This window comes from Curtobacterium sp. MCBD17_030, from assembly GCF_003224255.1.
GTDB lineage: Bacteria > Actinomycetota > Actinomycetes > Actinomycetales > Microbacteriaceae > Curtobacterium.
The window spans coordinates 15,493-28,530 of record NZ_QKLI01000028.1 but is presented as its reverse complement, the minus strand read 5'-3'; the positions used below and the strand labels follow the sequence as shown (position 1 = coordinate 28,530).

Below are 13,038 nucleotides of genomic sequence, written 5' to 3'. Positions count from 1 at the left end.
ATGACGCGTTACCACCCAACAGAACCATCCCCGGATCTCGAACCAACTAAGCAGTCCAAGATCCGGGGACCAGTTCATTGGCACCGGGCCTCCCGTCGGTCCGGTGGACCGCTAGCCGAGGCTGCTCCGACGGCGGCGCACCACCGCCACGGCCGCGGTGATCGCTGCACCGAGGGCGATCAGCGCACCGGCGACGAGGCCCCAGCGCACCGGGTCCACGTCGGAACCCGTCCAGGCCAGACCGTCCCAGTTGCCGGGCTCCGCCGGCGCGCGTCCGGCGTCGGCAGCCGGTCGGGCGAGGACGCGGAAGGGGGCGCTCACCGTGACGTCGGACGTCGCGCCGATGGCCTCCACCCGGTGGGTGCCCGGTCGCGCTGCGGACGGCACCGTGAAGGTCCCGCTGAGCACACCGTCGGCGTTCGCGGTCGCGGTCCCCAGGCCGATCGGGGCGCTGTGCAGGGTCAGGGCGACCCGCTCGTTCGGCGCGAACCCGCTGCCCGAGTAGCCGACCACGGTGCCCTCGGTGCCGGCGTCGGCGAGGAGCCGGAACGCCGGTGCCCACGACCCGTGGCCGCCGCCGTTCCCGCCGCCGTTCCCGCCGCCGTTCCCGCCGCCGTTCCCGCCGCCGTTGCCGTTGCCGTTGCCGTTGCCGTTGCCGTTGCCGGGGACGACCACCTGGAACGTCGCATTGGCCGGGGTCTCCGACCGGTCACCGAGGGCCGACACCGTGTGGGTGCCCGTCGTCGTCGGCGCGGTCACGTCGAAGGCGAGGGCCCCCGCCGCGTCCGCCGTCACCGTCAACGGCACGGCAGTGCCGTCCACGCTGACCGCGACCTGCTCGCCGGGCTCGAACCCGGTCCCGGAGACGTGCACCGAGCCTCCCGGCCGGACGCCCGCACCCGCTGAGGTGTTGAGCGCCGTGTGCCAGACCGGTGCCGCGGCGATCGTGACCGGCGTCCGCACAGCCGCGCTGCCGGTCCCGTCATCCACGGTGACCACCGCGGTACGGGCACCGGCGTCGACGTAGGTGTGCTTCCCGGTGACGGTCGCGGTGCCGTCGGTGACCGTCACCGTCGCGTCCTCGAGCGGCGTGCCGTCGCCCCAGTTCACGGTCGCGGTGGTCCCGGTGCCGACGTGGCCACCGGTGGCGGTCGCGAGGGTGCCCGCGACCTCCTTCCCGGCGGTGCCGGTCAGGGTCGCACCGGCGGTCGCCGCGAGCGGCGTCGTGGCGACACGGGTGCCGTTCGTCGCGATCGCGAACACGTGGATGCGTCCGGCGCCGGACGGCGTCCCCTCTTGCTTCGGGAGGGTGAGCGACACCGCCTGCTTGCCGGCCGGGACCGCGAAGACCGCCGTCGCGAAGACGCCCGCCTTCAGGGTGTCCCTGCCGTTGACGCCGATCGTGCGGTGGTCGCTCGTCGCGACGAGCGTGTTCCCGAACTTCGGTGCGCCGACCGAACCTGCCCAGTCGCCGAAGGCGATCGGGAAGGCGTCGGTGGACCCGTCGGCGTAGGTGATCGTGCCGACGGTCTGCTGATCGTGCTCGTTGGCGGTGCCGATCACGGAGAGCTCCGTGATGCCGTTCCCGGTCGGGACCGGGATGGTCTGCCCATCGCCGGTCGCGTTGTCCGGCTCACCGGGTGCGACGGCCGGCAGGTCGAACGTCAGGTCGGTGCCCGTCACGGCGTTGGCCTGGCCCTGCACGAACCCGTCCGCGGCGAGCGACGACCGCGAGAACCCGCGGCCCCCGAAGTCGCAGTTCGCGGCCTGGCCCGGGTCACCGAGGCAGACGTTGTCGAATGCGCCCTGGAGGCTCGGTGCGGTCCGCGCGACCGTCACCGGGACGTCGGTGCTCGCCTGCTCCGTGCCGGACTGCACGACGACGTGCACCGTGTGCGCGCCGACCGTGTCGAACACGTGCTCACCCGGGACCTCCCAGGCGCCGAGCGCCGACTTCGTCGGCGTCACCGTCTGCGGGCCCTTGCCGTCCTGCCAGTCGACGGTCACCGTGTAGTCGGACGCCTTCGTGCCCGGACCGGTGATCGCGGCGAGGTCCGCGGAGAAGGTCTGACCGACCTCCGCCGTGAGCCCCGGGGTGGGGTTGACCGCGAAGGCACCGGTGGTCGCCGAGCTGTCCGCGAGCAGTTCGAACTCGCCGATGCTCGGGGCCTTGCCGGTGTCCGTGCCGGTGACCGACAGGCGGTACCAGCTGAGGGCTGCGGGGTGGGCGACCGTGAACGGCCGGGTCTGCAGCGGTGCCGAGAAGCCCGCCTTCGCGACCGTCGACAGCGGCACCCACGTGGTGCCGTCGCTGGAGCCCTCGAGCTTCCACGACGTGGGCTGGGTGCCCTTCGCCGCGGTGGTCAGCGTGTACTGGTCGACGGTGACGGGGCCCTGCGCCGACTTCCAGGTGATCGCCGGAGTGGCGGTCTGGAAGGTCGTCGCGGTCATGGACTCGTCGTCGGTCAGTGCGCCGAGTGCGGTGTCGTCGTCACTCGTCGTGGCGCCGAACCCGGGGGTCGTGGCGTCGACGAGCGGCTTCGGTGCCACGGCCGGGGTGTCCAGGCCCTCGGCGCCCTGCGTCTTGCCGGCGCCCCAGTTCGACGCGGTCGACCCCATGGTGAAGTCGAGCGTGCCGCCCTTCGCGACGTCGGCCTGCGAGATGACCGCTCGGTCGAGGGCCTTCCCGTTGAACGAGGCCGACTGCACGTACACGTTCTGCGCGCTGTTGCCCGTCGCGTTCACGTGCAGGTCGCCGCCGTCCAGGTGCACGGTGGCCTTCGAGAAGAGCGGGGAGCCGATCGTGTACTGCCCGGAGCCCTGTGCCAACGGGTAGAGGCCGAGGGCGGAGAACACGAACCACGACGACATCTCGCCGTTGTCCTCGTCACCGGTGTAGCCCTGCCCGATGTCGCTGCCGACGAACAGGCGTCGCATGCTCTCCCGGACGACCTGCTGCGTGAGCGACGGGTCGCCGGCGGCGGCGGCGATGTACGGGATGTGGTGCGAGACCTGGTTGCTCATGCCGAGCTGGCCCATGCGGACCGAGCGTGCCTCGAGCATCTCGTGGATCTGGCCGCCGTAGGAGCCCACGTTCTCGGCGGTCTCCGGGGTGGCGTAGAACTCCTTGAGCTTCGCGATGAGCTGGTCGTCGCCGCCGTAGAGCCCGGCGAGGCCCTGCACGTCGAACGGGGCGTGGAACGCGAAGTTCCAGCCGTCGGTCTCGGTGAAGGCACCGCCCCACTCGGCGGGGTCGAACTCGTCGGCTGCGACCTGGAACGAACCGTCGGCGTCGCGGCCCTGGAAGAACCCGGCGTCCTGGTCGAACAGGTTGACGTAGTCCTTCGCCCGGTCGTTCAGGTAGGCGGCATCGGTCGTCAGCTCGTCGACGCGGTCGGCCGGGGTGGCCGGGTCCTTCGCCAGTGCCTCGGCCATCTCGGCCAGGCCGTGGTCGTTGATGGTGCCCTCGAGACCCCAGGAGACGCTCTCACCGAGCGAGTCCGGGACGTAGCCGAGGAAGGCGGACTGGTCGAGCGCCTTCCGGCCGGCGCCCGAGACGTCGGTGGAGACGGTCGTGGCGTTCTGGAAGCCGGCGTCGAAGGCCTCGAGCGCGGTCTTCGTGTCCACGGCACCGTCGAGGTACGCGGTCGCGAAGGCCACGTCGGAGCTGGTGCCCGTCATGAGGTCTGCGTAGCCGGGCGACGACCAGCGCGGCGTCCATCCACCGTCGCGGTACTGCTGCACGAACCCGTCGACGAGCTCCTGCGCGACGTGCGGGTACAGCATCGAGTACAGCGGCCACACCGTGCGGTAGGTGTCCCAGAACCCGTTGTTGACGTACACCTTGCCGGCCTTCACGACGGCGTTCGTCGTGGTGGCGGTCGCCGAGCCCTTCGGGGCGATGTTCGGGCTGGCGTGTTCCCAGACGGGGGCACCGGCAGTGCCGGTGTTCTCGTGCTGCGAGTTCGGGTAGAGGTTCATCCGGTAGAGCGAGCCGTAGAGCGCCTGCAGCTGCGAGTCGCTCGCCGCGGACTGCGGCACGGTGACGACACCGAGTCGGTCGTTCCACGCAGACGCAGCGGCCTGCTGGACCTGGCCGAAGGACTTGCCGGTCAGCTCGAGGTCGGCGTTGTGCCGGGCCTGGGCGAGCGAGATGAACGAGGTGGTGAGCCGGAGTTCGACGACGTGGTCGCCGGTCAGGCCGGAGAACGACGCGTACCGGGCGCTCGAACGGTTGCCCGCTGCCGTGCCGGTGCTGGACGGGTCGTGGTCGAACGTGCCGGCGAAGAACATCCGGGTGGCGCCGACGGACAGGCCGGAGCCGCCCTGGGTCCAGCCACTGACCGTCCCGTCCGGGTTCATCGTGATCGAGGTCTGCTCGTCCGAGCCGACGTTGTCGAACACGACGCTGCCGCTCGACGCCGGGAAGGCGAAGCGGAGGACGGCGCCGTGGTCGGACGGCGTGACCTCGGCCACCACACCGGACTTCGTCTTCACGGAGTACAGGTCCGGGCGGGCGACCTCGTCGTTGTGGTCGAACGCGAGCGCACGGGCACCGAGCGAGGCGTCCGGGTTCGTGCCCGAGGTCGACGGCATGATCGCGAGCTGGTTGCGGTCACCCATCCACGGGCTCGGCTCGTGCGAGATGCCGATGCCCTGCAGACGCGGCAGGTTGCCCGAGTCGTTGTCGGACTGCCACGAGTACTCCCACGACTGGCTCGACGCGTCGGTCATCGGGGTCCAGAAGTTGAACCCGTTCGGGACGGCCGCCGCCGGGATGTTGTTGCCGCGTGAGAAACCGCCGGACGAGTTCGTGCCGCGGCGGGTGTCGACGTAGTTCGTCAGGCTCGCACCGTCGATGCGCTCGGCCTGCGGGTCGATCCGGATGTCGTCGACCCACCCCTGGAACTTCGTCGCGGCGCTGGTGCCCGCGGCGTCGTCGTCGTAGGTGAAGAGGACCTTCGTCACGGTCTTGCCGGCGAGGGCGCCGAGCGGGACCCGGATCGAGTTCCACTGGTCGACGAAGAAGACCTTGCCGTGGCCGAGCGCCTTCGCCGAGACGCGGTTGCCGTTCTCGTCCACGACCTGCGGGGAAGCGGAGACGAGCGAGCCGTCGGAGAGCTGCAGGTCGACCGCGGCGTAGGTCGCCGGGTAGGTCGTGTCCCCGCCGAGCTCCGGGAAGAGCTTGTAGCTGAGCTCGCTGTCCGTCGTGATCGGCAACGAGACGTCGTCGTAGAGGACGTTCGTCGCGCTCGCCTCGCCGGTACCGACGTGGGCACCCGAGTAGCGGAGCGCCTTGGTGCCGCTGAAGCCCACGGTGGAGCGGATGTTGAGCCCGGATACGGGGCCGTTCCCGACCTGCGTGACCATCGGGCTGGGCGGCGGCGGGGTGGTGGACCCGTCGGAGATGCTCCAGTCGGCGAGCTGCGTGATGCCCTCACCGCTGTTCTCGGTGATGCGCAGGCGGTACTGGGCGTACGAGCCGGGCGTCGCCGCGGTGTAGTCGTTCGTCTTCCCGCGGCCACTGAAGGACTGCGCCGACTGTGTGTCGACGGTCGTCCACGTGCTGCCGTCGGTCGAGCCCTCCAGGGTCCACGCCTTCGGGTCGCGACCGGGTGCGTCGTTGGCGCTCGTGAGCGAGTACTTCCGGAGCGTCTCGGCCTGGTCGAGCCGGTAGGTGATGACGCCGGTGTTCTTGAACGAGAGCCACTTCGACCCGGGGTTCCCGTCGGCCAGGCTCGCGGCGACCTCGTTCGGCGGGTTCTCCGCGTCGGCCGTCACCGCCGTGACGTGGCCGAGGAGGCTGCCGACGGGCAGCGTCGACCCGGTGACCGTCGTCGACGGGGTGAGCGGGGTGTTCGCGAGGGGCTGCGTCTCACCGCTCTCGAACGAGGTGGTGAAGGGGCCGGACGCCGCGTGCGCCGGGACCGCTCCGAGGAGTGCGCCGGACGAGGCGATCGCCGCGCCGAGGACGATCGCGGTGACGCGGGTCCCGAGCCCGCCGATTGTTCCGCGGATCTGCTGCATGGTCCGGCCGCGCCGGGAACCGTATGACGACATCGTCACCTTTCGGGGTTGGGGAGAGGTGACGCCGCGTCGACCATGACAGCGTTGTCACACTGGGCGTTTCTATCCGTTCGGTGTGAGTCGTGTCAAGGACCACTCATGAAAGCGGACAACCGTACGATGACCGGGTGAGCACCGAGCGACCGACGCTGCGCGCCGTGGCCGAGCGGTCCGGCGTCAGCATGAAGACGGTCTCGCGGGTGGTGAACGGCGAGCGCTACGTCGCTGCGGACACCGCCGAGCGGGTGCTCGCGGCCGCCGCCGAACTGGGCTTCCGCCCGAACACCCTGGCGCGCGAGCTGCGTGCGGGTGGACGCTCGGCGACGGTCGGACTCGTCACCGGAGACGTGGCGAACCCGTTCTACTCGAGGATCGCCCGCGGAGCCGAGCACGCACTCCGGGCGCCCGGACTCAGCCTGCTGTCCGCGTCGACCGACGAGGACGCCGACCGGGAACGGACACTGGTGGCACAACTCGTCGAACGGCGGGTCGGGGGTCTGCTCGTGGTCTCCGCCGACGACGACCACTCCCTGCTCGCGCGCGAACGGGCGCTCGGGACGCCGGTCGTGTTCCTCGACCGGTCCCCCACGGACGTCGACGTCGACTCGGTGGTCCTCGACAACGCCGGCGGCGTGCGATCCGCCGTCGAACACCTGCTCGAACGCGGCCACCGGCGGATCGGTCTCATCGGTGACCTCAGCCGACTCTCGACCCATCGCGCGCGGGTCGAGGCGTTCGGTGAGGCGATGCGCGACGCCGGGGTCGACGACTGGGAACGCTGGGTCCGCAGCGACTCCCACGACCTCGACGAGGCGTCCCGGTCCGCGGTGAGCCTCGTCGAGAGCCCTGAACCCCCGACCGCCGTCGTGACGACGAACAACCGCATCACGACCGGAGCCCTGCGGGCCTACGCCGACCGCCCGGACCGGCCGGCCCTGGTCGGGTTCGACGACTTCGAGCTCGCCGACGTGCTCGGCATCAGTGTCATCGCGCACGAACCGGAGGCGATGGGTCGCGTCGGGGCCGGAGAGCTCCTCGCCCGCATCGCCGGGGACGACGGTCCCCCACGGCACCACGTCCTCCCGGTCCGGCTCGTCGTCCGGGCGTCGAGCAGCACGCCACGCTGACCGCACCCCGTCCGAGCACCGGCGCGGCAGCACGCCACGCCTGCCCGGGCAACCCGAAGGGTGTCCCAGCCGTACCTGTCACCTGTCGCACAACCGGAGCAGGATCGACGGTGGGCCGCACCCGGCCCGCAACCCACCCCACGAGGAGACCCTTGCGCACCGTCAACGCGTACGCGGCACCGTCCGCGACCGAACCGCTCGTCAAGACCACCATCGAGCGCCGCGACCTCCTGCCCGGCGACGTCATGATCGACATCGCCTACGCCGGCATCTGCCACTCCGACATCCACACCGTCCGCGGCGAGTGGGGCCCCATCCAGTACCCGCAGGTCGTCGGCCACGAGATCGTCGGTCACGTCACCGAGGTCGGTTCGGACGTCACGAAGTACGCCGTCGGCGACCTGGTCGGCGTCGGCTGCATGGTCAACTCCTGCGGCGAGTGCGAGCAGTGCCTCGTCGGCCAGGAGCAGTACTGCTTGAAGGGCAACACCGGGACCTACGCATCCGTCGACCGCGCCGACGGCACGATCACCCAGGGCGGCTACTCCCAGGCCGTCGTCGTCGACCAGGACTTCGTCCTCCGCGTCCCGGAGTCGCTCGACATCGAGAAGGTCGCCCCGCTGCTCTGCGCCGGCATCACGCTGTACTCGCCGCTGCACCACTGGAACGCCGGCCCCGGCATGCAGGTCGCGATCGTCGGCCTCGGCGGCCTCGGTCACATGGGCGTCAAGATCGCCGCGGCGCTCGGCGCCGAGGTCACCGTCCTGTCGCAGACCACCTCGAAGCAGGCGGACTCGCTGAAGTTCGGTGCGAAGGCCCACTACGCGACGAAGGACCCGGAGACGTTCGAGAAGCTCAAGGGGTCGTTCGACCTCATCATCAACACCGTCTCGGCGACGATCGACATGGGCGCGCACCTCAGCCTGCTCAAGGTCGACGGCACGATGGTGAACGTGGGCGCCCCGTCCGAGCCGCTCCAGGTCCCCGCATTCGCGCTCCTGCCGGGCCGCCGCAGCTGGGCGGGCTCGTCCATCGGTGGCATCCGCGAGACCCAGGAGATGCTCGACTTCTGCGCCGAGCACGGCATCCTGCCGGAGACCGAGCTCATCAGCGCCGACCAGGTCAACGAGGCCTACGAGCGCGTCCTCTCCTCGGACGTCCGCTACCGCTTCGTCATCGACGCCGCGACGCTCGCGTAACGACCCGCGCCGTCGTCGTCCCGCACGTCGACGGCCGGTCCGCACCGGAACGGGAGGCCCGTCACCAGCTGGTGACGGGCCTCCCGTTCCGTCGTCCACCCGGCTCCACCTCGCCGTCCGCCGATCCGGCCGCGAACCTGACCGCGACCTCGACATCCGCGTGCCATGGTCCGCGGAGCGCCGTCCCGCGACCACACCACGCCGGACGGCTCGCGCCCGACCGCCGACCGGAGGATGGTGGGGACATGACCAATCCGGAGACCTCGGCGCCCACCGGTGCCATCGTCGCCGTGTCGGGCAACGACACCGGTGGCGCCATCCAGGACCTCGCCGGCATGTACGCCGGCCGGTCCTGGTACTCATCTCCCGTCGACCGCGACTACTGGTACAAGTACGTCGGCGTCGGTGACGACCGGATGAGCATCCGCCGGTCCCAGATGCACGGGTACCTGCGCGGCGACGTCGCCGTCGAGGGCGAGGTCGTCGTCCAGTGGATCGACGCCGGCCGGGCGCGCGTGGACGTCGGCCGCGACGAGGTCAGGATGGAGCCCGGCGTCCCCGCGTTGTTCCCGATCGAACGCCGGTTCGAGATGGAGTACGAGGACTGGGACCAGCGACTGGTCCACCTCGACCGCGACCTGGTGCTCGACGTGGCCGCCGAGCGGTACCTGGTCGACGGCACGCTCGACTTCGACCGCTCCACCCCACCCACCGGTGCCGCCGTCGAGGCTTGGCGCCGCTCGGTCGCCGGCGCCGTCCGGGCACTCCGCACCGAGGGCTCCTCGTCGCTGGCATGGCACGAGGCGCAGCGCGAGGTCGTCCGGTCCCTGTTCGGCCTGTACCAGTTCCACGGCGAAGCCCAACCGGACGGCTACGGCGAGCGCCGCAACGCCCGGCTCCGGGCTGCGGTGGAGTTCCTGCACGAGCACGCCGGGGAACCGCTGAGCGTGTCGGACATCGCCCGTGCCGCCGACCTCAGTGTCCGTGCCCTGCAGGAGTCGTTCCAGCGGACGCTCGACCGCACGCCGATGAACTACCTCCGCGAGGTCCGGCTGCGCCAGGTCCACGACGACCTGGTGGCCGCCGAGCCGGGAACTGCGTCGGTGGCGGACATCGCCTCACGCTGGGGCTTCACGCACATGGGACGGTTCTCGGGCGAGTACCTGCGGCGATTCGGCGAGTACCCGCGGCAGACGCTGCGGAAGTGAGAGACCACGCGTTCGGGTCCCCGGTCGGCCCGGGTCCGGCGTTCAGCCGACCTCGTCGCCCGTCGGCAGCGCGGTGCACCAGTCGATCGCGGTGCCGGCCAGGGAAGCCTGGAGTGCACCCGACGTGGTGTCCACGACGCTGACCAGCGCGCCGTCGGCGGAACGTATCGCCACCGCGGCGAACTGGCCGTTCGGTGACGGACAGACCGCGGTGACGCTCGCGTCGTCGGGGATGGTCACCGCCAGCCGGGAGGCCCGTGCCCCGTCCACCCGCACGATGCGGGCCGCCAGGGTGCCGTCGTCGCGGGTCGAGCCGACGAGCCGCAGGTACCGCCCCTCGGCGAGCGGCGCGATGCGTCCGAGGTAGGGCTGATCGGTGCTCGCCGTCGGGGTGGGCAGCGGGGTCCGGTCGCCGTCCGTGAGGTCGAGCTGCACGATCCCGGTGCCGGTCTCGACGACGGCGGTCGTGCCGGAGCCGACGAAGCCGTGCAGGTACGTCGCGGAGCCCAGTCGGACGGCTTCGTTGCGGCCGCCCATGTCGACGAGCACCAGGTCGTCGGCGCCCGTCCGGACGAGGGCGCTCTCGGTGCGCGGCACGTAGGCCCACTGGGCGACCGAGAGCGGTGTCGCCCCGACCGCCGGTCGGCCGTCCGGCCCGACCGGCTCCGGTTGGTGCGTGCCCGTCAGGTCGACGTCGTACAGGCCGACGTCCTCGGACCGACCGGAGGACGTGTCCGCGTAGACGAACCCGAACGAGGCGCCGTCGTCGGCTGCGTGCAGGGCCTTCGCCGTCCCGACCGGGCTCGGCATCGACAGCCGTTCGACGGGGACCGCGGGGTCCTGGACGCCACCGGCGAGCGGCACGATGTCGATCGCCGAGTGGCCCGACGTGTCGTTCCGGAGCACGACCAGGGACCGGGCGAGGACCGCGTACTCCGCGATCCCCGACGCGCGGTACACGGTGCGGGTGCCGGCGGCGCCGAGGTCCCGGCGGATGATCCGGTCCGGGTCGCCGTTCCCGCCGGGCAGCACGGCGAGGACGTCGGTGCTGCCGGTGCGGATCGTGGTGCGGAGCTCCGAGGCGGCCGCCTGCCCCGGGGCGCGGACGCCGCGGACCGTCAGCGTGTAGTCGCGGTCGTACCCGAGCGGGCCGGCGAACTCCACGGCGACCGTGTTGCCGCTCGAGGTGACCGAGAACGGTGCCGCGGGACTGACGCGGACCGCCGACGCCGGGACCCGCTGCACGGCCTGGTTCGCGGTGAGGATCACGCGCTGGGCGGGCCGGGTGACCAGGTCGCCGGCGTCGTACGACACCGACCGCAGCCGGGGGCCCTGCTGCGAACCGACCACGGCGGCGAGCGCGGCGACGACGGCCAGGACGACCACCACGGCCAGGAACCGACGGCGGAAGCGGTGGGTGACCGGACGTCGCGGGCGGACGGCACCCGGCTCGGCGTCAGTACTCATACGGGTCCGAGGGCTGGCCGACACGGGTGACCGTCGCGGCGCGGATGACGAGCCGGGCGTCCGAGGACGTGTCCGGGTTCGCGGCGAGGGCGCCCTCGACCCGGACCCACTGGTTCTCCGGCGGTGGTGCGCCGTCGGTCGTGACGCCGATACCGACGGGCTGGGCGTCGACCGCGCAGCAGCTGACGACGAACCGGGTCAGCGTGAACGTGCCGTCCGAGCCGGGCACGACGAAGCCGGTGAGGGTGAGTTCGCGGCCGACGAGCGCCGTCGTGTCGGTGCTCTGCCGGATGAGCGCTGCCCAGTCCTTCACGCCGTAGCCCGAGGTGTCGACCGACTCGCTGCCGAGGAGCGACACCGGCGCCCCGGCACCCGTCGCGTCGGACAGCGAGGCCGACCCCACGCTCCGCTGCTGCGCGGTCCGCGCGGAGAGGGTCGTCGGAGGCAGGACGAGCATCGCGACGACGGTGCCGATCGTGACGAGCGCCGCGACCGAGCCGAGGACGACGTGCAGGAGGCGACCACCGCCTCCCGGCCGGGGTTCCGGGTCCCCGTCGTGGGCGTGGCCGCCGTGGCGGGCGACCACGACGAGGCCGGCGACCGATGCGGGCACCGCGACGGCCGCGAGCACCAGCGTGAATACGGCGTACCGGGGGTTGATGTAGAGGTCGAGGTGGTCGGCGAGCCCCAGCCAGAGCGTGCCGAGGGCGACGGCCAGGACGGACCCGAGGCCGAGCAGTGCCCGCCGCGTCGCGGTGCGGTCCGCGTGACTGGCGGCGGCACCGTGCTCGTGCCCGGCCGGGCTGCGGTCAGACGAGGACATTCATCACCAACCCGACGGTCGCGGCGAACAGGACGCAGACGACGGCGAGCAGCACCAGGAAGCGCGCGCGGAACGTCGTGCGGAGCAGGGCGATCATCTTCACGTCGATGATCGGCCCGATGATCAGGAAGGCGGTGATCGACCCGGGCAGGAACGTCGACGCGAAGGACAGCGCGAAGAAGGCGTCGACGTTCGAGCACAGCGACACCGTCATCGCCAGGAGCATCATCGCGAGCACCGACAGCACCGGGTTCGACCCGACCGCGACCAGGGCGCTCCGCGGCACCGCGACCTGGATCGCCGCGGCCAGCCCGGCGCCGACGAACAGGGCCGGCATCATCGTCGCGGTCTCGCCCCCGAAGTGCGACGCGCTCTCACGCCACCGGTCGCGGACCGGCGGGGCGCCGACGGCCGCGCGGCAGCGGGCCTCGAAGGCGGGCAGGAGCAGGTCCGCCGGGCGGCGGTGCGCGGCGACGATCCACCCGACCAGGTTCGCGACGACGAACCCGCCGACGATCCGCGCGGGCAGGATCCACCCCGACCAGCCGAACGCCTGGGCGGTGCTGATGATGACGAGCGGGTTGAGGATCGGTGCGGCGACGAGGAACGTGACCGCCTCGGCCGGGGTGAACCCGCGGAGCATGAGCCCGCGGGCCAGCGGGACGTTGCCGCACTCGCAGACCGGGAACAGCATGCCGATCAGCGAGATGACCGCACGCCGGGGCATCGGCCGCGTCGGCAGGATCCGTTCGAGGACCCCGTGCGGGACCCAGACCTCGACGACGATCGACAGCACGATGCCCAGGACCACGAACGGCAGCGACTCGACGACGACGCTGATGGCGAGCGTCAGGAAGTCCTGCACGACGTCCGGCAGGCCCGCGGTCCCGACGGCCGGCGAGAGCACGCGGACGGCGAGGAGCGCCACGACGGCGGCGAGGACCAGACCGGGGCCGGTGAGGCTGCGCGGGCGCGTCGTGACGGGGCGCGCGGAGGTGCTCGTCACCCGGACAGGATACGGGGCGTCGGCGTCGCCGACCTGGAGGCTCGTCCTGCCCCCGGCGGGTCGGCGCCGGTCCGGCAGGCCGGGGCCTGTCCGGCAGGCCGGGGCCGGTCCGGCAGGGCGGGGCCGGGCCTCCGCCGGTCAG

General features: G+C 72.0%; 7 protein-coding genes. 3 read left to right on the top strand and 4 right to left on the bottom strand.

Translation table 11 applies throughout. The annotated features are described in order from the left end of the window. Nucleotides 1–111: 111 nt before the first annotated feature. Complete coding sequence (locus DEI89_RS16400) at nucleotides 112–6,027, bottom strand: GH92 family glycosyl hydrolase (RefSeq protein WP_110905133.1); 5,916 nt, start codon at nucleotides 6,025–6,027, stop codon at nucleotides 112–114. Between the two features lie 167 nt (nucleotides 6,028–6,194). On the opposite strand from DEI89_RS16400, the gene DEI89_RS16395 reads away from it, so the two are divergent. The 3 genes from DEI89_RS16395 to DEI89_RS16385 all read left to right on the top strand — a co-directional run bounded on the left by DEI89_RS16395 (nucleotide 6,195) and on the right by DEI89_RS16385 (nucleotide 9,600). Next, complete coding sequence (locus DEI89_RS16395) at nucleotides 6,195–7,193, top strand: LacI family DNA-binding transcriptional regulator (protein WP_220033203.1); 999 nt, start codon at nucleotides 6,195–6,197, stop codon at nucleotides 7,191–7,193. Nucleotides 7,194–7,345: 152 nt separating this feature from the next. Beyond that, a complete protein-coding gene (locus tag DEI89_RS16390) occupies nucleotides 7,346–8,392 on the top strand; it encodes an NAD(P)-dependent alcohol dehydrogenase (RefSeq protein ID WP_110905132.1) in 1,047 nt (348 codons plus the stop codon). Nucleotides 8,393–8,637: 245 nt separating this feature from the next. After that, nucleotides 8,638–9,600 carry an AraC family transcriptional regulator gene (locus tag DEI89_RS16385; protein WP_110905131.1) on the top strand — a complete coding sequence of 321 codons (963 nt, stop codon included), beginning with the start codon at nucleotides 8,638–8,640 and terminating at the stop codon, nucleotides 9,598–9,600. A 42-nt stretch (nucleotides 9,601–9,642) separates the two neighbouring features. Here the strand turns inward: DEI89_RS16385 and DEI89_RS16380 are convergent, their stop codons facing one another. From DEI89_RS16380 to DEI89_RS16370, 3 genes are read right to left on the bottom strand one after another with little or no spacing between them, the layout of a single operon-like run. Continuing rightward, nucleotides 9,643–11,067, bottom strand: coding sequence for a hypothetical protein (locus DEI89_RS16380; protein ID WP_110905130.1), 1,425 nt, complete (start codon nucleotides 11,065–11,067; stop codon nucleotides 9,643–9,645). Then, nucleotides 11,057–11,890, bottom strand: coding sequence for a TIGR03943 family putative permease subunit (locus DEI89_RS16375; protein WP_110905129.1), 834 nt, complete (start codon nucleotides 11,888–11,890; stop codon nucleotides 11,057–11,059). The genes DEI89_RS16380 and DEI89_RS16375 overlap by 11 nt, the downstream gene beginning before the upstream one ends. After that, entirely contained in the window at nucleotides 11,877–12,896 is a 1,020-nt protein-coding gene (locus tag DEI89_RS16370; RefSeq protein ID WP_110905128.1) for a permease, read from the bottom strand. The genes DEI89_RS16375 and DEI89_RS16370 overlap by 14 nt, the downstream gene beginning before the upstream one ends. Nucleotides 12,897–13,038 lie beyond the last annotated feature (142 nt).

Excerpts from the sequence above, each read along its gene's own strand:
- DEI89_RS16380 (WP_110905130.1), bottom strand. The coding sequence starts at position 11,067 with ATGAGTACTGACGCCGAGCCGGGTGCCGTCCGCCCGCGACGTCCGGTC.
- DEI89_RS16385 (WP_110905131.1), top strand. The coding sequence starts at position 8,638 with ATGACCAATCCGGAGACCTCGGCGCCCACCGGTGCCATCGTCGCCGTG.
- DEI89_RS16375 (WP_110905129.1), bottom strand. The coding sequence starts at position 11,890 with ATGTCCTCGTCTGACCGCAGCCCGGCCGGGCACGAGCACGGTGCCGCC.
- DEI89_RS16400 (WP_110905133.1), bottom strand. The coding sequence starts at position 6,027 with ATGCAGCAGATCCGCGGAACAATCGGCGGGCTCGGGACCCGCGTCACC.